The 19,758-nt window shown below is 71.4% G+C and carries 15 protein-coding genes; 9 read left to right on the top strand and 6 right to left on the bottom strand.

The genetic code is table 11. From position 1 onward, the window contains the following. Window positions 1–3: 3 nt before the first annotated feature. From HD596_RS20430 to HD596_RS20450, 5 genes are all read right to left on the bottom strand, one after another. Window positions 4–717 (bottom strand): acetoacetate decarboxylase family protein, encoded by a 714-nt coding sequence (locus HD596_RS20430; RefSeq protein ID WP_185070945.1) that lies wholly within the window; start codon window positions 715–717, stop codon window positions 4–6. A 105-nt stretch (window positions 718–822) separates the two neighbouring features. Next, window positions 823–1,785, bottom strand: a complete 963-nt coding sequence (locus tag HD596_RS20435) for a glycosyltransferase (RefSeq protein WP_185070946.1) — start codon at window positions 1,783–1,785, stop codon at window positions 823–825. A gap of 56 nt (window positions 1,786–1,841) precedes the next feature. Next, the gene (locus HD596_RS20440) at window positions 1,842–3,227 is read right to left on the bottom strand and encodes an acyltransferase family protein (protein WP_185070947.1); all 1,386 of its coding nucleotides are present in this window, start codon (window positions 3,225–3,227) and stop codon (window positions 1,842–1,844) included. Between the two features lie 179 nt (window positions 3,228–3,406). Beyond that, the gene (locus HD596_RS20445) at window positions 3,407–5,059 is read right to left on the bottom strand and encodes an LCP family protein (RefSeq protein WP_185070948.1); all 1,653 of its coding nucleotides are present in this window, start codon (window positions 5,057–5,059) and stop codon (window positions 3,407–3,409) included. A gap of 144 nt (window positions 5,060–5,203) precedes the next feature. After that, the gene (locus HD596_RS20450) at window positions 5,204–6,703 is read right to left on the bottom strand and encodes a glycosyltransferase family protein (RefSeq protein WP_246554648.1); all 1,500 of its coding nucleotides are present in this window, start codon (window positions 6,701–6,703) and stop codon (window positions 5,204–5,206) included. Between the two features lie 158 nt (window positions 6,704–6,861). Between HD596_RS20450 and HD596_RS20455 the strand changes: the two genes are divergently transcribed. The 3 genes from HD596_RS20455 to HD596_RS20465 all read left to right on the top strand — a co-directional run bounded on the left by HD596_RS20455 (window position 6,862) and on the right by HD596_RS20465 (window position 10,959). Then, window positions 6,862–8,892 carry a hypothetical protein gene (locus tag HD596_RS20455; protein ID WP_185070949.1) on the top strand — a complete coding sequence of 677 codons (2,031 nt, stop codon included), beginning with the start codon at window positions 6,862–6,864 and terminating at the stop codon, window positions 8,890–8,892. A gap of 72 nt (window positions 8,893–8,964) precedes the next feature. Further along, entirely contained in the window at window positions 8,965–9,894 is a 930-nt protein-coding gene (locus HD596_RS20460) for a glycosyltransferase family 2 protein (RefSeq protein WP_185070950.1), read from the top strand. 3 nt (window positions 9,895–9,897) lie between these two features. Continuing rightward, complete coding sequence (locus HD596_RS20465; protein WP_185070951.1) at window positions 9,898–10,959, top strand: glycosyltransferase family 4 protein; 1,062 nt, start codon at window positions 9,898–9,900, stop codon at window positions 10,957–10,959. Here the strand turns inward: HD596_RS20465 and HD596_RS20470 are convergent. Continuing rightward, on the bottom strand, window positions 10,860–11,819 hold the full coding sequence (locus HD596_RS20470; protein WP_185070952.1) for a lysylphosphatidylglycerol synthase transmembrane domain-containing protein: 960 nt from the start codon (window positions 11,817–11,819) through the stop codon (window positions 10,860–10,862). The genes HD596_RS20465 and HD596_RS20470 overlap by 100 nt on opposite strands. A gap of 110 nt (window positions 11,820–11,929) precedes the next feature. On the opposite strand from HD596_RS20470, the gene HD596_RS20475 reads away from it, so the two are divergent. The 6 genes from HD596_RS20475 to HD596_RS20500 all read left to right on the top strand — a co-directional run bounded on the left by HD596_RS20475 (window position 11,930) and on the right by HD596_RS20500 (window position 19,732). Further along, window positions 11,930–12,757, top strand: a complete 828-nt coding sequence (locus HD596_RS20475) for a class I SAM-dependent methyltransferase (protein WP_185070953.1) — start codon at window positions 11,930–11,932, stop codon at window positions 12,755–12,757. Beyond that, the gene (locus tag HD596_RS20480) at window positions 12,754–13,650 is read left to right on the top strand and encodes a lysylphosphatidylglycerol synthase domain-containing protein (RefSeq protein WP_313044623.1); all 897 of its coding nucleotides are present in this window, start codon (window positions 12,754–12,756) and stop codon (window positions 13,648–13,650) included. Before HD596_RS20475 ends, HD596_RS20480 begins: the two co-directional genes overlap by 4 nt. A 93-nt stretch (window positions 13,651–13,743) precedes the next feature. After that, window positions 13,744–14,859, top strand: coding sequence for a glycosyltransferase family 4 protein (locus HD596_RS20485; protein ID WP_185070954.1), 1,116 nt, complete (start codon window positions 13,744–13,746; stop codon window positions 14,857–14,859). Between the two features lie 32 nt (window positions 14,860–14,891). Next, a complete protein-coding gene (manB, locus tag HD596_RS20490) occupies window positions 14,892–15,971 on the top strand; it encodes a mannose-1-phosphate guanylyltransferase (RefSeq protein WP_246554651.1) in 1,080 nt (359 codons plus the stop codon). 63 nt (window positions 15,972–16,034) lie between these two features. After that, window positions 16,035–16,931, top strand: a complete 897-nt coding sequence (locus HD596_RS20495) for a DNA-3-methyladenine glycosylase family protein (RefSeq protein ID WP_185070956.1) — start codon at window positions 16,035–16,037, stop codon at window positions 16,929–16,931. Window positions 16,932–16,984: 53 nt separating this feature from the next. Then, window positions 16,985–19,732: a bifunctional FO biosynthesis protein CofGH gene (locus tag HD596_RS20500; RefSeq protein WP_185070957.1), complete on the top strand. Its 2,748-nt coding sequence runs from the start codon at window positions 16,985–16,987 to the stop codon at window positions 19,730–19,732. Window positions 19,733–19,758 lie beyond the last annotated feature (26 nt).

Below are 19,758 nucleotides of genomic sequence, written 5' to 3' on the forward strand. Positions count from 1 at the left end.
CGTTCAGACCTCGACGGCCTCGCCGAAGGACATCGCGGCCCGCGAGATCGTGCTGGTGAACATCGCCCGCCTGGGCAGCCCCAGCTCGCTCAGCTCCTTGGCGATGGGATGGTTGCCCAGGCGGATCAGCGCCCCGCTGGGGCGGATCCGGGCGCCGCGGGCGCGTACGGACCAGGGCACGCGCCGCGTGATCCCGTCCCGGTGCGTGTAGGCGTCGAGCGGAGCCATCACCGTCGCGCCCGGCGCGGGCACGCCCGGCTTGATCAGGATGTCCAGCACGAGCCGGCCGTCCCTGCGCAGCACACACCGTTTGTACGGCGTGCCGAGCCGCAGCTCGATGTCCGCCAGCTCCTTCGGGAACCCCCACAGCGTGCGCCCGGCCTCCAGCGTGAACGGCTGGTCGACGGGCAGCCAGTGCACGAAGACCCCGGCCCGGCGCAGGTCCCGCAGCCCGCCGGGCCCGGACACGCCGGGGGGACGCACCAGGAACGCCATGCCGAACTCGTGGTACGGGTCCAGGTCGCCGTCGCGGTAGTCCACGAACAGCAGCACGCAGACGGCCTTGCCGGGCACGATCTCGGCCACGTCGAGTCCGGAGTACGCGATCACCGCCCTGGCGGCGTCGGCGCGCACCGCGTAGAAGGCGCTGCACACCTCCGCGTCCCGCACCCGCACCGGCATGGCCACCGTCCGGCCTTGGATGAGATGCGTTGCCATGGCCCCAGTACATCAACCCGTCGGTCGTGCCGCCATTCCCACCCCCGATGTCCTTGCGTGGCGCCGCACCCGCCGCCTCCCCCACACCGGCGCCGCAGCGCGGGCTCAGACGGCCAGGGCGTGGGCGGGGAGGCCGGCCCAGGACTCGGCGCGGTTGACGAAGGCCGCCGCGTGGTCCGGCCAGTGGTGCTGCAGCCGCGCCTCCGCGTGCCCCAGGGCGCCCAGCCGGGCCCGCCGCACCGGGTCCTCCTTGAGGTCCAGCACGGCGTTCAGCACGGCGTCCACGTCCAGCGGCACCACGAGCCCGCACCCGGTCCGCTCGACCAGCGCCGAGCCCTGGGGAGTGGTGATGACGGGCAGCCCGCGCCCCATGTAGTCCATGATCTTCGTCGGCGCCGTCCGCACCGTGTCGTCCGCCAGCGAAAGACCGGCCAGCGCCCCCTCGGCCATGCGCAGCGCGTGCCGGTTGGGCACGTACCCGAACCAGTCGAGGAGCCCGACCCGCTGCGCGTCGCGCAGCAGCGGACGGACGTCCCGGGCCGCCGCGCCGATGAGGTCGAGCCTGACGCCGTACGGGACCAGCCGCTCGGCCAGCCCGATCAGCTCCGACACGCCGCGCTCGGCCGACAGGCGGCCGATGTGCACGACCCTGGTGTCCCCGGGAGGAGGCGGGCTGGGCGACACCAGGGTCGCCTCGGGAACCACCGCGGGCGTGATCAGGCGGTGGCGTCTCCCCGCGCGGGCCAGCCGGCTGGGGGAGACCTCTTCGCGTATGTCCCAGACGACCGGAGGACGCCTGTAGGGCAGGGCGCGCAGCAGCCGGTACTCGTGCACGATCAGCAGGTCCGCGCCCTTCACACCTCGTCTCAGCGCCGCGCGCGCCCTGCCGTACGAGGCGTGCCGCGCCACGTCGATCGCGGTGAGCCCCATGGCGGGGGTCACGTTGAAGTACGTGAACGGCGCGACGTAGGTGACCTCGTGGCCCGCGTCGAGCAGCGCCCTGATCTGCCGGTGCATGATCCGGGCGTCCTCGGGATGATGGACGGTCGTGGCGACACATGCGCGCATGTGTCGATGCTCCGCGCTTACCAGGTCAAAGGCGTAAATGTGGGTAGAACTGTCGCTTAACTTCGTGAGGGGCGGCGATAGAGCCAGGTCAGGCGGGGTTCGAGCACCCACTTGAAGACCGTACGGGTCTCGGGCAGGCACAGGATGATCGCCAGCGCGAAGGCGCTGGAGGCGATCGCCAGCACGCCGAGCGGCCCGAACAGCCACGGGAACTCCAGCCAGCCCATCTCCTTGGCGACCAGCACGGGGATGCCGTGCAGCAGGTAGCAGTAGAGCGTGCGGGTGCCGAGGTCGGAGAACCACGTCTCGCCCCGGGGCACCAGCGCCAGGACGGCGAAGCACATGGCCAGCGCGCACACCAGCAGCCCGGCGCGCAGGCCGAGGCCCATGTACCAGGACAGGTGGAGGTCCTGGAAGCTGGCCTTGAAGTAGAACGGGGAGAGCTTCGCCTGCGGCGCGACGAAGATCGCCACCCCCGCCGCACCCAGGATCGTGAGGACTCCCAGGATCTTGATCCACCGCCGGTTGAGCATCTCGAAGTGCTCCGGCTGCATCACCAGGCCGATCACGAAGAACGGCATGAGACCGAAGAAGCGGTCCATGCTGAAGTCGCCCTCGATCTGCGAGAACCCGGAGAGCAGGTAGACGACGATCGCCACCGGCACCGGATATTTCATCCGCTTCCACACCGGGGTGGACAGCCGCCAGAACAGCAGCGCCAGCAGGTACCAGTTGAGCCACGCCGGGTCGATGATCGTCAGGCTCCACTTCTGGCCCACCGAGACGCGGAGCAGGGCGTAGCCGACCTCGACGATCACGTACGGGACCAGGAACGTGTCGACCAGCTTGTTGGTCTTGGCGTTCGAGTTCCAGAAATTTCTGGACAAATAGCCACTGATCAGCACGAACAGCGGCATGTGGAACGTGTAGATGAAGATGTACAGGGCCCTGGAGGAGTCGGCCGACAGCGTCGGCACCAGCGAGTGGCCGACGACCACCAGCGCGATCAGCACGAACTTGACGTTGTCGAGGTACGGGTCGCGCTTGCGCCTGGCCGGCTGGGCCTCCTGCTTCGGCTCCGGCTGCGGCTGGGCCGGGTCGTCCGCCGGGTCATCCGCCGTGGCCTTCGGCCGCTGCCGCGAACGCCCCTCCTGCGCCGCGGGCTCGTCGGCCGCGGCGGGAGCCTTCGGGCCCTTCGCAGGGTTCTTCGCCGGGCTCTTCGTCAAAGCCTTCGCCGGGGCCTTCGCCGGGGGCTCGTCGTCCTTGATCGCGGGCTGCGGCTCGGTCAGCTCTCCCGGCGCCATCCAGTGCGGATCGGCCTCCTCGCTCCAGAACGCCTCCTCCGGCAGCGGCCAGCGGGCTCCCGTCTGGGCGGGGCCGCCGGTCTCCTCCTCGGGGCTCCGCGGAGTCGTGACCGGTAGGGAGAATCTGGTGTCAGACACAGGGGAGTCGCTCAGCTTCGCTCGGGGCCGGGGAACACGACGGCAGCACGACCAACGGATGGCCTCTCGGCTCCGGGTCGCGCTGCGTCGCCGACCCGCAACAGACTATCCCGCCCACGCGCCTCCTGTCCCTCGCGCGAGGCGAGAACGCCCGATTCCACAGGGAACTTGGAGGCTCGTCAGGTGCAGACGCTCTTCTGCTCGGAGGCGGTGATCGTGCTGTTGTTGACGCTGTCGGGCAGCTTGGTCACCTTCACCGAGTCGAAGTCCTCGCCCACCACCAGCTGGATCACCGGAGTGCCCTTCGGCGGGGTGCTCGTGGGGGGCGTCGCCGGCGTGTACGGCTGCGGGTTGGTGGCCGCGACCTTGCCTTCCGCGGGGGCGGGCTTGGGCACGACGGCCCCGGCCAGCGTGCCGGCGTGGTCGGGCGCCGACTCGACGGCCTTGGCGTAGTGGATCTCGGTCTTCGGCAGGCTCTTGCCGTCGGCGGCCTCGTAGTTGCCGACGCCGATGACGTTGAAGCCCTCCTTGGCGAGCTGGTCGGCGACCAGGCGGGCCTTGCCGAAGGTCTTGGTGCCGTTGAGCACCTGGACCTTCACCTGCTCGGGCTTGAGCGTCACCTTGGGCTTGGTGGTGGTACCGGTGCCGGTGCTGGCGGACGGCGCCGGGGTAGCGGGCTCGGTGTCGGTCTTGATCGAGGTGAACAGCTCGTTGGCGTCGGGCTGCTTCCAGATCACGCGGTTCTTGTCCTCGGGGTCGGGGAGCCACGGGATCGTCGTCAGCTTGACGCCGCCGGCCGTCAGCTGCTTGGCGCTCATCGCGATGTCGATGAGCTGCTCGGTGTCGTTGGCCAGCTCCGGGTCCATGGTGACCGACCCGGCCGCGGCCGCGATGAAGTCCCTGAGCTTGCCGACGTCGGTGAGCAGCTCGCTGCTGGTGGCCTTGGCGATGACCTTGCTCAGGAAGATCTGCTGCCGCTTGATGCGCCCGATGTCGCTGCCGTCGCCGTAGTGGCGCAGGCGCACGTAGCCCAGGGCCTTCTCGCCGTTGAGCAGGCTCTTACCGGGCGGCAGGACCAGCTTGGAGCTCTTGTCGTTGACGCCGGACTTCAGGCAGATCTCGATGCCGCCGAGCGCGTCCACGATGTTCTTGAAGCCGCTGAAGTCGACCTCGGCGAAGTGGTTGACGCGGATGCCGGTGAGGGTCTCGATCGTGGAGATCGTGCAGGCGATGCCGCCGGAGCTGTACGCCGAGTTGATCATGGCCCGGCGCGGCGGCATCTCCTGCTTGGTGGTCTCGTTCTTGCACTTGGGGATCTGCACCATCGAGTCACGCGGGAAGCTGATCAGCCGCGCCTTGTCCCGGTTGGGCGAGATGTGCATGAGGATGATCGTGTCGGTCCGCTTGCCGCCCGCGTCGGCCGTCCTGGCGAGCTTCTGGCCGTACTGCGCGTTGCCCTTGCCCGCGCGGGTGTCGGAGCCGACGAGCAGGACGTTGAGCGCGCCGGTGTCCACGGGCCGGGGGTTGATGATGTCGCTGTTGACGCTCTTCTTCTTGATGTTGCTGAAGGCGTCGCGGTAGACCGTGTAGCCGGTCAGCGCGCCGGCCACCATGACCGTGGTGACGCCGATGCTGACCCAGGCCAGGATGCGCATCTTGTTCTGGCCACCGCCGCTGCCGCCGCCGCGGTGGCCGCGCGGCGGCCGGTCGTCGGGCGGGGGCGGCGGTGCCGCGGCGGCCGCTCTGCGCGCCATCCTGCTGCCGGGCTGAGTGGGGGCAGCCCGGTAGTCCTGCCCGGAGGTGACTACGGGCACGCTCCTGTAGTCAGTCATACGTCCCCTAGCCTCACTTCTCGCGCCTGACGCGCTGGCTTCGTCGCCTCGCGCCACGAGACGAGGTCACGTACGGCGTGCCAGGTGCCATGACCGCGGGGAACGACCGTGACCCGGGCGTGATGTTTCCGCGGCAAAGCATACTCAGAGCTGGACATTACGTGGAATATCATCGCCAAACTCTTTCTTGCTTTCGCACTGTCTTCGCACGTCAGGCCTGATGCTGAGGGCCGCCGCCAAACAGGCCAGGGGCACGGCCGGCAACACGTATCGGTAGTCGAACTCCGCCGCCGCGGCCGGCGTGACCAGCAGCACCACGGCCGCCGACCAGGGCACCAGCCAGGGTGCGGGACGCCTGCGCCCGCTCCGGCGCACGACGGCCGCCACCGGGGGCACCAGCAGCACCCCCAGGAGCACCGGGCCGGGCAGCCGCACCATGTTCTGGTAGGCCCTCAGCCAGCCGGCGTAGGGCTCGACGATCTCCGTGCCGATCGCGCCCCGCTCGTAGAGCTTGGCATAGTCGGCGCCGACCTGCGCGGGATAGCGGCCAGGTGGCCCCGGCTCCGTCACCGGGAACTGGTAGTAGCCGTAGATCTCCGGATCGGGGTAGACCGGGCGGCCCCACGTGAACGTGCGGCCCAGCTCGGTCAGCACCGAGGCGGCGTAGTCGAGCGGCTGAGTGGTGATCGCCAGCGTCGCGAACCGGCCCGCCAGGTCGTCGGTCTCCTTCGTGAACGTGATCCCGGGCAGCAGCACGAGCGGGGAGTCCTTCGCCCAGATGTACTCCTGCGACGGCGGCCGCCGCTCCGGGGGCCGCGGGTCGCACAGGACGCGCAGGTCCGGCGGCGGGTCCATCCTGGCGCAGTCGGCGAACGACATCGTGCGGGCGTACAGGAAGACGCCGTTCGCGCCCACGAGCCCCACCCGCTGGTACGTGGCGTAGAACCAGGCGCCGTACGCGATGACCGGCACGAGGGCGGTGGCCAGCAGCAGCCCGGCCAGGCGCAGGCGCCCGCGCAGCACGTACCAGGCGGCCAGCAGCACGATGAGGGGCTGGCCGACGGTCCTGGTGAGGGTGGCGGCGGCCAGCAGCAGGCCGATCGCGACGACCCCGCCCGCCGCCGGGGCCCGCCGCTCCGGCACGCACAGCGCCACCGCCGCCACGACCAGGAACATGAAGAGCGTGTCCGAGACGAGCAGGTGCTCCAGCTCGATCTGGTACGCGTCGAGCAGCACCGGCACCGTGGCCAGCGTCGCCACCCACCTCGGCGCCCTGCGCGCGCCCCGGTAGATCAGCACGCCGGTGGCCAGGCCGAGCAGGTGCTGCGCGGCCGTGACCATCCCGAAGGCGTGGAACGGCTCCAGCAGCTTCAGGAACATCGAGTAGCCCGCCGGGCGGACCAGGTCGGGACGGGGCCTGAAGACGGTGACGACGTAGGTGTAGGAGTCGGGGAACCACAGGGCCGGCCGGTAGCCGAGCATCGCCAGGGCGCGCAGGGCCGTGCCGAGGGCGAGGACCGCCAGGAACCACCCGTGCCGCCTCCAGCGGGAGGGATCCCCGACCCACGCCAGGCTGCCGCGAGCGGGCTCGTCGGCGCGAGTCTCCGCCATCACCCGCACGTCCTCCCGCTGTCTCTCCGGCATGTCCCGTAGTGCCCACGTACGCTACCCGCCATTCAGTGAACCCCGTGCCAACCGGCCGACAAGGGGTACGCACGCCGGGTCTCCCCGGTTGCGACGAAGATCGCCCACCGTGTGGCGGAACCCGCCGGGACCTCCAGGTTGGATACGCTCGCTCACCGATGGGACTCGACCGATCCGGGCGGATGCTCGCCGTGCTCTCGGTGGCGCCCGCGCTCGCCGTGGCGGGCTGGCTGCTGGCGGGGCTGCCGCTGCTGCTGCTCGGCCACTTCGCGCCGCTGCCGGCGGCGCTGCTCGGGCTGCCCGCCGCCGCGCTGCTCGGCTGGGCCGGCACCCGGCGGCTGGGCAAGGTGGTCGAGGCCACGTCCCGGCAGGTCCTGGGCGTCGTGGCGGTGGCCCTGGCGTCCGGCGTGTTCAACACGCTCATGCACACCGAGCAGATCATCGTGCGGCGGGACCCGGCCACGTACGCGCAGTACGCGGCCTGGATCGCGGGCCACGGCTCGCTGCCCGTCCCCACGCAGGCGTGGGCGTTCGGCGGCCCGGACCCGTCGCTGATCTTCAAGAGCGTCGGGTTCTACGCGTTCGACGGGGCGGTGGTGCCGCAGTTCATGCCGGGGCCGCCGCTCCTGTTCGCGGTCGGCGAGTGGCTGGGGGTGCCCTTCGCGATCCCGGCGGTGCTGGGCGCGCTGGCCGTGCTCACGGTGGCCGGAGTGGTGGCGCGGCTGGCGGGGGCGCGGTGGGCGGTGCCGGGCGCGGCGGCGTTCGCGGTGAGCCTGCCGATCCTCTACACCTCGCGCAGCACGTTCAGCGAGATCCCGTCGCTGATCCTGCTGTTCGGCGGGCTGGCGCTGGCGCACGACGCGCTCGCCCGGCCGGGCCGGGCCCGCGGGCTGCTGGCCGGGCTGGTGTTCGGGCTGGCCGTGCTGGTCCGGGTCGACGGGCTGCGCGACGTGCTGCCGGTGCTGGCGTTCGCGGGGCTGCTGATCGCGATGCGCCGCTTCGCCAGGCCGCAGGGGGCGCTGGGCGTGCCGCTGCTGGCCGGGCTGGTGGCGGGCGCCGGGGCCGGGATGCTCGCGGCATACCTGCTCTCCCGGCCGTACCTGGAGTATCTGTCGGGTTCGGTCAAGCCGCTGCTGGCCATCTGCGCCGCCGTCCTGGCGCTCACCGCGGTGGGCACGGCCGCCGCCCCGCTGCTGGCCAGGATCCGGCCGCCGGCGTGGGCCCCCGCGGTCGGGGCCGGGCTCGTCGTGCTGCTCATGGCCGGCCTGTACGCGCGCCCGTGGTTCCAGACCGTGACCCGCGTGCCCGTGACGGAGGAGGACCGGCGCACGGCCCTGATGATCGCCCAGACCCAGCAGGCCAACGGCCTGCCCGTGGACGGCACCCGCCTCTACTTCGAGAACTCGCTGCACTGGGTGACCTGGTACGTCGGCCTCCCTGTGGTGGTGCTGGCCACGCTCGCGGCGGCGGTGCTGGTGCGGAGGCTGCTGCGGGACGGCGGGCCGTTCGAGTGGCTGCTGCCGCTGGCGGTGATCGGCTGGACCACCGTCACCACGCTCCTGCGCCCCGAGATCACCCCCGACCACCCGTGGGCCGCCCGCCGCCTGGTCCCCATCGTGATCCCGGGCCTGATCCTGCTCGCCATGTACGGCCTGGCCCGGCTGCGCGACCGGCTCCGGGCGCACCCGCCGTCCTGGCCGCGCGGGCCCGGGGCGCGGCGGTGGGGGACGGCGCTCGCCGTCCTGGTCGTCCTCGTGCCGCCGGCCGTCACCTCGATCGGGACGGCGTTCACGCCGGTCGAGCGGGGCGAGGCGGCGGCGGTGGCGGCGATGTGTGCGAAGTTCCCGCCCGACGCGTCGGTGCTGATCGTGGAGCGGGTCACCGGCGATCGGTTCACCCAGCTCGTACGCGGCATGTGCGACCGCCCGGCGGCGATCGTGGCCCGCGAGGGCACGGTGGACACCGCCCCCGAGGCGCAGGTGCGCCGGCTGATCGCACGGGTGCGCGCCGCGGGCCGCGTCCCCGTCGTGCTGGCCGCCGACGACGTCCAGGTGGCGCCGTACGGACGTCCGGTTCAGGTCATGGCCCTGGTCTCCCGCCAGGACGAACGCTCTCTCGTGGACGCCCCGAACGGCACCTGGGGCCTGCAGATTCCCGCCTGGATGGCCCTCCCCGAAGCGAACGGGTGATCTTGGAAGTGGGAGCTCCCAGTGGGCGCGCGTGGACTCGGCTTTGAGTTGGGCAGAGTACCCTCAAGGCCCGTGAGCACGCTTGAGACCCCGAAGAGTGGACCCGCCGTGGAAGAAGCGCCGTACGTCACGATCGTTCTCCCCTGCTACAACGAGCAGGATCACGTCATCGATGAAGTCGAGCGCATCACCCGGGCCATGGACTCCAGCGGCTACACCTACGAGCTCGTGGCCGTGGACGACTGCTCGACCGACGCGACGCTGGCCCGGCTGAAGCAGGCCGCTCCCGACTATCCCCACCTGCGCATCCGCGCCTTCCACCGCAACGGCGGCGCGGGCACCGTGCGGCGCATCGGCACGCAGGAGGCCAGGGGCGAGATCGTCGTCTGGACCGACGCCGACATGACCTACCCCAACGAGCGCATCCCCGAGCTGGTGCAGATCCTGGAGAAGGATCCGATGATCGACCAGGTGGTCGGCGCGCGCACCAGCGAGGAGGGCTCGCACAAGCTGCTGCGGGTCCCCGCCAAGTGGGTGATCCGCAAGGTGGCGGAGAAGCTGGCCGGGCAGAAGATCCCCGACCTCAACTCGGGCCTGCGGGCCTTCCGCAGGACGGTGGCCAAGCCCTATCTGCGGCTGCTCCCGCCCGGGTTCTCGTGCGTGACGACGATCACGCTGTCGTTCCTGTCCAACCAGCACGACATCTACTACCTGCCGATCGACTACGCCAAGCGGGCCGGGAAGTCGAAGTTCAGCTTCGTGTCCGACGCGTACCGCTACATCCTGCAGGTGCTGCGGATGATCATGTACTTCAACCCGCTCAAGGTGCTCATGCCGCCCGCGTTGTGGCTGGTGGGCATCGGGTTCGTGAAGGGTGTGTGGGACATGATCCTGCACCCGTTCTACTTCCCGGCCAACACCGTGATGATCTTCCTGTCCGGGCTGCTGATCGGGTCGGTGGCGCTGCTCGCCGACCTGATCGTGCGGTCGCGGGGGGAGTAGCGCGTGCGGATCGCGATCGTCGGCCCGACCTATCCGTACAAGGGGGGCGGGGCCCAGCACACCACCGAGCTGGCGCACCGCCTCGCGGCCCAGGGCCACGACGTGGTGATCGAGTCGTGGCGGGCGCAGTACCCGTCGTTCCTCTACCCGGGGCAGCAGACGATCTCCGCGCCTGAGGGCACGCCTTTCCCGAAGACCCTGCGCAGGCTCGACTGGCGGCGTCCCGACGGGTGGGTGTCCGCCGGGAGGCGGCTGAGGTCGGCGGATCTGGTGGTGCTGGCCGTGCTGAGCCCGGTGCAGGTTCCTGCCTATTTGGGGATTTTGTACGGAATAAGGCGAAAAGTCAGGACTATTGCCCTCTGTCACAACGTGCTGCCCCACGAGCGCAAGCCGTACGACGAGCCGCTCATGAAGGCGCTGCTCAAGCGGGTCGACGGGGTGCTGACCCACTCCGAGCAGCAGGCCGGGCTGGCCAGGGGCCTGACGGGCAGTCCGGTCAGCGTGGCGGCGCTGCCGCCGCACCTGCCCTCCACCAACGCCGAGAAGTCCACCCAGGTCCATCGCCGGTTGCTGTTCTTCGGCATCGTGCGGCCGTACAAGGGGCTGGATCTGCTGCTCAGGGCGCTGCCCGACGGGATCTCGCTGACGGTCGCGGGGGAGTTCTGGGGCGGGCTGGAGGAGACGCGGGCGCTGGTCGCCGAGCTGGGCCTCGGTGACCGGGTCGAGCTGCGGCCCGGCTACGTGGCCGCCGAGGACGTGCCGGGGCTGTTCGCCAGGGCGGACGCGCTCGTGCTCCCGTACCGGAACGCGACCGCCAGCCAGAACGTCTGGCTCGGCCACGAGCACGGCGTGCCGGTGATCGCCACCCGCGTCGGCGCGCTCGCCGACCACGTCACCGACGGCGTGGACGGGCTGCTGGTCGAGCCGGGCGACGCCGGGGCGCTGCGCGCGGCGATCGAGCGCTTCTACGCCTCGGGCGAGCCCGAGAGGTTGCGGTCGGGCGTCAAGGCCGTCGACCCCGAGCCGTTCTGGTCGGCGTACGCGGGGGCGCTGCTGGCCGCCTGACGGCCGAGCACGAACGAGATGCCCGCGGCCGCCGCGTCCGCCAGCGTGAACGCCAGCCGTGACACGATCGCCACCGCGAGCGCCGCCGGGGTGCCGATGATCGGCGCGAGCACCAGCACCAGCGCGCCCTCCCTGACCCCGACCCCCGCGGGCACGACGATGGTGAGGATCCCGGTGGCCCAGGCGAACGCGTACGCCCCGGTCGCGACGAGGTAGAGGTCGGAGCGGCCGGAGAGCAGCCAGATGTGCAGGCCGTACACGAACCAGCCGAGCGCGGTCCACGCCACCGCGACGACCACCGTACGGCCGGGCAGCACGCTCTCCAGCGGCTCCTTGCGCGCGATCCGCAGCGCCAGGTTGAGACCCCAGGTGAGCACCTTGGGATGCAGGCACACGATGATCACGGGCACGAGCAGCACGAGGTACCAGGCCTTGCGCACCGCCTCCAGCGAGCCCAGCGTGGCCGCGGCGATCGAGACGGCGACGCCGAGGTTGATCACCAGGCTCAGCGAGATCGTCGCGAACGTGCGCCGCGGCGGGCTCCCATGGTCGCGCCCGAGGTCCATCATCGCCGCGTAGGCCCACACCGCGCCCGGGATGTACTTGCCCAGCTGGCCCACGAACATGATCCGCCCGGCGATCCGCAGCGGCACCCGCGTGCCGAGCCCCGCCAGGATCTCCCGCCAGGCCATCAGGATGAAGAACTGGCCGAGCAGCACCGCCGCGAACGCCCCGAGCACCGCCCACGGCGACATCGCCGCCACCGCCCCGGTGGTCTCGTCCCAGTTCGTGGCCAGCCCGTAGCCCAGGAAGCCGAGGGCGATCAGGGCGAGTACGACGCGCAGCAGGCGACGGAGCATTCGCTCAGGCTACGCGTGCTCCGCCGGGCAGGCCAGACGGCGGCGCCGGCGATCGCGAGCGCGCCCGCACCGGCGCCGTACCAAGGCCCATTTGGGTACTGTGGGTCCTCGTGGGTAAGCAACGGGTCGCGCAGCTCGAATACTCGGAGTTCCAGTCCGCCATGCTCGACGAGGGCAAACGGCGGCGGAAGGCTGCGAAGATCATCGCGGTGCTCGAGCACTTCCGCGGGCCGCTGGACGGGCTGACGGTGGGTGACGTGGGCTGCTCCGCGGGGTTCATCGCCGACGAGCTCGCGCGGGCCGGGGCGGAGCACACGCTGGGCATCGACATCGACGTACCGGGGCTGCGCAAGGCCGCCGACCGGTTCGGCGAGCGGGTGGCGTTCGTGTGCGGCGACGGCACCGCGCTGCCGTTCCCCGACGGCTCGATCGACGTGCTGGTCTTCAACCACATCTACGAGCACGTGGTCGACCCCGACGCCGTGGTGGCCGAGATGCACCGGGTGCTGTCCGACGACGGCGTCCTCTACCTGGGACTGGGCAACCGGCTCGGCGTCATGGAGCCCCACTACAAGCTGCCGTTCCTGTCCTACCTGCCGCCCGCGCTGGCCGACCGCTACGTGCGGGCGTCCGGGCGGGCCGACCACTACTACGAGCGGTTCAGGACGCGGCGCGGGCTGCGCAGGATGCTGCGGGCCTTCCACGTGTGGGACTACACCTTCCCCGTGCTGGCCACGCCGGACCGGTTCGCGGGAGGCGAGCTGTTCCCTGGCGCGCTGGGGCGGATCGCGCAGACCGTGCTGGCCCGCACTCCCCGCGAGGTGCTCCGGCTGCTGCTGCCCCTGGTGCCCACGTACCTGTGGGTGGCCACCAAGACGCCGCGGCGGCCCGCGGGCGCGGCGCTGCCGCAGCCGCCCGAGCGGGTCCGCCCGCTGTGACAGCCGTGAAGGAGGCCGCCCCGCGCCGCTCGCCGGTCCGCAGGCTCGTCCGGTACGGCTTCCTGGCCGTCGCGCTCGGCTTCGGCGCCTACGCCGTGGCCAAGCAGTGGGACGCCGTGGTGGCCGGGTTCGCCAGGCTGTCGTGGGCCGCGCTGGCCGGGTCGCTGGTCGCCGTGATCGCCGCGCTGCTCGGCGCCATGCTCACCTGGCGCACCCTCCTGTCCGACCTCGGCTCCCCGCTGCCGCTGAGGCCCGCCGCCAAGGTCTTCTTCGTGGGCCAGCTCGGCAAGTACATCCCCGGCGCGGTCTGGCCGGTGATCGCCCAGATGGAGATGGGCCGCGACCTCGGCGTGCCGCGCTCGCGCAGCGCGGCGGCGTTCTTCCTGATGATGCCCATCCAGCTGGCCACGGGCCTGCTCGTCACGCTGGTCACGCTCGGCTGGGACCGCTACGGCTGGTTGCTGCTGTTCATCCCGGTGCTGCTGGTCCTGCTGGAGCCCAAGGTCATCAACGCCGTGATCGGCTACGCCCTGCGCAAGCTCAAGCGGGAGCCGCTCGACCGCCCGCTCACCCGGCGCGGCATGCTCGCCGCCCTCGGCTGGGCGCTGGCCGGCTGGCTCTGCTACGGCGTGCACCTCTACTTCGTCGCCCCCCAGGGCGGCCTGCTCTTCGCCGTCGGGGCCTTCGCGGTGTCGTGGTGCCTGGGCATCCTGACGTTCGTCGTCCCGGCGGGCGCGGGCGTGCGGGAGGTTGCGATGGTCGCGGTGCTGGCGCCGCACGTGGACGGCGGCGCGGCGATCGCGGTGGCACTTTCGTCCCGCATTGTCATTATTTTGGGCGACTTGATCTGCGCCGGTATGGCGGGAATCGCAGCGCGTCGCGACTCGGTGTGATTTGACCGACGTTTTAGGGGAGGCTGGTCATAAGCTGAACTTCAGAGGGGGACACCAGTCCCACGTTGATCTTGAGGGGAGAAGATCTACGTAATGCCTCGAGTGCTCGTCGACGCGGCGGCGGTCCCCGCGGACCGTGGCGCGTTGATCAGATATGTGGACGGGCTCGTGGCCGCGCTCGACCGGGCCGGCGCAGACCTCGCAGTGGTCTGCCAGCGATCGGAAGCCGAACGGTACCGGCGCCTCGCGCCCTCGGCCCTGGTCCTCCCGGGGCCCGTGGCGATCTCCAACAGGGCCGCCCGGCTCGCCTGGGAGCAGAGCGGCCTGCCGCTGCTCGCCCGGCAGGCGGGGGCGGACCTGATCCACGCCCCCTACTACTCCATCCCGCTCGGCTCGGGCCTGCCGACCGTGGTGACGATCCACGACGCCACCTGGTTCACCGAGCCCGACCAGCACAGTCCGCGGGCGTCGTTCTTCCGCTCCGCCACCCGCACGGCCGTGCGCCACGCCCGGCGGGTGATCGTGCCCTCCAAGGCGACCAGGGACGAGCTCGTCCGCGTGCTCGCCGCCGACCCCACCCGCATCGACGTCGCCTACCACGGAGTCGACCTGGGGCAGTTCCACCCGCCGAGCGAGGACGAGATCCGTAGGGTCGCGCTGCGGTGCGGGCTGCACGGCCAGCCCTACGTGGCGTTCCTGGGCGCGCTCGATCCCCGCAAGAACGTTCCCAACCTCATCCGCGGCTTCGCCGCCGCCGCCAAGCACCTGGACGCGCCCCCCGCGCTGGTGATCGGCGGCGGGATCCACGAGGACGACGTCGACGCCGCCTGCCGGGAGGTGGAGGCCACGGTCAGGGTCATCCGGCCCGGCTACCTGCGCGCGCCCGACCTGCCCGGGTTCCTGGGCGGGGCGCTCGTGGTGGCCTTCCCGTCGCGCGGCGAGGGGTTCGGGCTGCCGGTGCTGGAGGCCATGGCCTGCGGCGCACCGGTCCTGACGACGCATCACACGTCTCTGCCGGAGGTCGGCGGCGACGCCGTGGCCTACACGGAGCCGGACGCCGACAGCATCGCCGCGGCGCTCGGAGACCTGCTGGGCTCCCCCTCCCGCAGGGCACAGCTGCGGGAGGCGGGGCTGGCGAGAGCACGCGAGTTCACCTGGGACGCCTCGGCCGAGGCGCATCTCAGCTCCTATCAACGCGCGATCGAATAGTTCGGTAACCTCACGGAGTGATGGAGAGCTCTTTGCCAGACCTCGAGGCGATCCTCCTGGTCGGGGGGCAGGGCACGCGCCTGCGTCCGCTGACACTGGGCACGCCCAAACCGCTGCTGCCGACCGCCGGAGTGCCGTTCCTGGCGCACCAACTCGCCCGTGCGCGATCTTTCGGCGTACGCCGGATCGTGTTCGCCACCTCCTACAAGGCGTCGATGTTCGAGCCCGCCTTCGGTGACGGGTCGGCGTTCGGGCTCTCACTCGAATACATCACCGAGGAGACGCCGCTGGGCACGGGCGGCGCGATCCGCAACGCCGCCGAAGCCCTCACGGCGGGGCCGTCCGACCCGGTGCTCATCCTCAACGGGGACATCCTGTCCGGCCACGACATCGGCGATCAGGTGCGCACTCACCTCGCACGACATGCCGCTGTAACGCTCCATTTGACAGAAGTCGATGATCCCTCCCGGTTCGGGTGCGTCCCGACCGACGAGACCGGGCGGGTGACGGCCTTCCTGGAGAAGACGCCCAACCCGGTCACCAACCGGATCAACGCCGGCTGCTACGTCTTCACCCGGTCGGTGATCGACTCGATCCCCCGGGGCGAGATCGTGTCCGTGGAGCGGGAGACGTTCCCCGGGCTGATCGAGGCGGGCGAACTGGTGCTGGGCTACGCCGACCGCACCTACTGGCTCGACGTCGGCACGCCTGCGGCGTTCGTGCGGGGGTCGCGCGACCTGGTGCTGGGGCGGGTCGCCTCGCCCGCGCTGCCCGGGCCGACCGGGGAATTCCTCCTGCTGGAAGGGGCTCAGGTCTCGCCGGAGGCCAAGGTGCAGGGCGGCACGGCGGTCGGCGCGCGGGCCGTGGTCGAGGCCGGGGCGACGGTGGTGGGCTCGGTGCTGAGCGACGAGTGCGTCATCGAGTCGGGCGCGTCCGTGACGGACTCCGTGGTGGGCCGGGGGGCGCGGGTCTGCGCGGGCACGGTGGTGTGCGACGCGGTGATCGGCGACGGGGCCGTCGTGGGGCCCGGCAACGAGCTGCAGAACGGCGTGCGCATCTGGCCGGGGGTGGAGCTGCCCGAGCGCGCGATGCGCTATTCGAGCGACGTCTGAGCCTCTGTCCACCTCCCTGCTGCCAGGTCACGGGCAGGGGGGAGGTGGGGGCAGACTGGACGGGTGAGGGAGCGCAGGTGGGTGCCCGAGGGGCCGTTGGACGTGGGGCTGGCGTTGCAGCCGCACAAGCGCGGCGGCGGGGACCCCACCTGGCGGCAGAGCGCTGACGGGTCCGTGTGGCGTACGTCCAGGACGCCCGACGGGCCGTGCACGCTGCGGGTGAGCGTCAAGGCCGGGTGCGTGCACGGGCAGGCGTGGGGGCCGGGGGCGGAGTGGGCGCTGGAGGCGCTGCCGGGGTTGTTGGGGGCATTTGACGACGCTTCCGGATTTGTCGCCAAACATGAGGTTTTGGCGGAGGTTCTCAGGAAAAATCCGGGTTTGCGGATCGGGCGGACCGGGCGGGTCATGGAGGCCCTCGTACCGGCCGTGCTCGAGCAGAAGGTGGTCGGGCGGGAGGCGTGGCGGGCCTGGCGGTGGCTGCTCGGCCGGTACGGCGAGCCCGCGCCCGGACCCGCGCCCGAGGGGATGCGGGTCGTGCCCGAGACCGTGGTGTGGCGGCAGATCCCCAGCTGGCACTGGCACCGCGCGGGAGCGGAGGCCGTGCGCGCCCGGACGATCGCGAACGCCGCCTGGCACGCCGACAAGCTGGAGTCCGCCGCGACCACCGAGGAGCTCGACCGGCTGCTGCGGGCGCTGCCCGGGATCGGGGTGTGGACCTCGGCCGAGGTGCGCCAGCGCGCGCTGGGCGACCCGGACGCGGTGAGCGTCGGTGACTACCATCTGGCCAAGCTCGTCGGGTACGCCCTGACCGGGGAGAAGACCGACGACCCTGGGATGTTGCGGCTGCTGGAGCCGTACCAGGGGCATCGGCACCGCGCCACGGTGCTGGTCTGGCTCACCGGCCTGCGCCCGCCGGCGCGCGGGCCCCGGATGTCCGTGCGCGACTACCGGTCCTTCTGACCTGCCGGGCCCCTGGGTGCGTGCGGTGAACTCAGCCGTCGTACTGTGCCCGTATGAGTCTCGTCAGTGATTCCGCACTCCGCCGGGCCCTCGCACGTGCCCGCGACGGCAAGGCCCTCGACGTCACGGAGGTGACCGTCCTCCTGCACGCCCGGGGGGAGCACCTTGATGCCCTGCTCGACCACGCCTCCCGCGTACGGGACGCCGGGCTGCGGGCGGTCGGCCGCGAAGGGATCATCACGTACAGCAAGAAAGTGTTCATCCCGTTGACCCGGCTCTGCCGGGACCGTTGTGGTTACTGCACCTTCGCGACCGCGCCGCACAAGCTGCCCGCGCCGTTCCTGAGCCCTGACGAGGTGCTGGAGATCGCCCGGCAGGGGGCGGCCATGGGGTGCAAGGAAGCGCTGTTCACGCTGGGGGACCGGCCTGAGGACCGCTGGCACCAGGCGCGCTCCTGGCTCGACGCGCACGGCTATGACGACACGCTTTCTTATGTGCGGGCCATGGCGATCAGGGTGCTGGAGGAGACCGGGTTGCTGCCGCACCTCAATCCGGGGGTGCTGACCTGGCGTGACCTGCAGCGGCTCAAACCCGTCGCGCCGTCCATGGGGATGATGCTGGAGACGACGTCGCGGCGGCTGTTCGAGGAGAAGGGGGAGGCCCACTACGGGTCGCCGGACAAGGACCCGGCCGTACGCCTGCGCGTCCTGGAGGACGCCGGCCGCACGAACGTGCCCTTCACCACCGGGATCCTGATCGGCATCGGCGAGACCGTCGAGGACCGGGCCGAGTCGATCTTCGCGATCCGGCGGGTGGTGCGCGAGTACGGCGGGATCCAGGAGGTCATCGTCCAGAACTTCCGCGCCAAGCCCGACACGGCGATGCGCGGGCTGCCGGACGCGTCCCTGGAGGAGCTGGCGGCCACGATCGCGGTCGCGCGGCTCGTGCTCGGGCCCCGGGTCCGCATCCAGGCGCCGCCCAACCTGGTGGACTCCGAGTACGCGCTGATGATCCGGGCGGGGATCGACGACTGGGGCGGGGTGTCGCCGCTCACCCCCGACCACGTGAACCCCGAGCGGCCCTGGCCCCAGATCTCCCTCCTGGAGACGCGCACCGCCGAGTCCGGGTTCCAGCTCCGGGAGCGGCTGACGATCTATCCCGAGTACGTGCTGGCCGGGGAGCCGTGGCTGGACCCCCGCCTCTTCGCCCACGTGGCCGCCCTGGCGGACCCTGCCACGGGACTCGCCCGCCCTGACGCCGAGCTGCGGGGGTTGCCGTGGCAGGAGCCGGATGGCGGGTTCGCGCCGTCGGGGCGGGTGGATCTGCACGTGGAGGTGGACACGTCGGGGCGCACGCATGATCGACGGGACGACTTCGACCACGTCTACGGCGACTGGACCGCCCTCCGCGACCGCCTCCCCCCAACCTCCCCCAACCCCACCACACCGCCCACCACACCGTCGTCCGCCACGCCATCGGACGGTGCGGGCCCGGATCCCGCCGCACGCGTTGCGCCGGGCACCACCGCCGGGGTTCCCGCCGCACTGGCGCCTGGAGCGCGGGTTGCGGAGGGCGCGGCCGCTGCCGCCGTAAGCCCCGACGCGTGGCCAGCCGGTGTGGCGAGTGGCGGGGTGGCTGGGGAGGTGGGGCGGGCGTTGCGGAGGGCGGCGGCCGATCCGGGTGGGTTGAGTGACGCCGAGGCCGTCGCGTTGCTGGCCGCCGAAGGGGAGGCGCTGGACGAGCTGGCCGCCATCGCCGACGACCTCCGCCGGCAGGCCGTGGGCGACGAGGTCACGTACGTCGTCAACAGGAACATCAACTTCACCAACGTGTGCTACACCGGATGCCGCTTCTGCGCCTTCGCCCAGCGCAGGACGGACGCCGACGCGTACACCCTGAGCCTGGACCAGGTGGCGGACCGGGCGCAGGAGGCGTGGGACGCGGGCGCGACCGAGGTGTGCATGCAGGGCGGCATCCACCCCGACCTCCCCGGCACCGCGTACTTCGACCTGGCCAAGGCGGTCAAGGAGCGGACGCCCGGGATGCACGTGCACGCGTTCTCCCCGATGGAGGTCATCAACGGGGCGAGCCGCACCGACATGTCCATCCAGGCGTGGCTGGAGGCGGCCAAGGAGGCCGGGGTCGACTCGCTGCCCGGGACGGCGGCCGAGATCCTGGACGACGACGTCAGGTGGGTGCTGACCAAGGGGAAGCTGCCCGCGAAGGAGTGGGTGGAGGTCATCACGACGGCCCACAAGGTAGGTATCCCGACCACGTCCACCATGATGTACGGGCACGTCGACAACCACCTGCACTGGGTCAGGCACATCAAGCTGATCCGCAACCTCCAGGAGCGGACCGGCGGGTTCTCCGAGTTCGTGCTGCTGCCGTTCGTGCACACCAGCGCCCCCATCTACCTGGCCGGGATCGCCCGCCCGGGCCCCACGGCGCAGGAGAACCGGGCCGTGCACGCGCTCGCCAGGATCCTCCTGCACGGCGCGATCAAGAACATCCAGTGCTCCTGGGTGAAGCTCCGCGACGACCTGTGCCGCCAGGTGCTCCAGGGCGGCGTGAACGACCTCGGCGGCACCCTCATGGAGGAGACCATCAGCCGCATGGCGGGCTCGGAGAACGGCTCGTACAAGACGATCAGCGAGCTGCGCGAGATGGTCGAGGTCACCGGCAGGCCGGTCAGGCAGCGCACCACCGAGTACGGCGTCCCCACGGACGAACGGCTCGCGGCGTCCGAGGCCAGCGACGGCGTGTGCAAGAGCGTCAGGAGGGTCCTGCCGATGGCGTAGTTGTAACATGTTCTAACAAGGCTTGC

It is taken from the genome of Nonomuraea jabiensis (genome assembly GCF_014204795.1).
Lineage (GTDB): Bacteria > Actinomycetota > Actinomycetes > Streptosporangiales > Streptosporangiaceae > Nonomuraea > Nonomuraea jabiensis.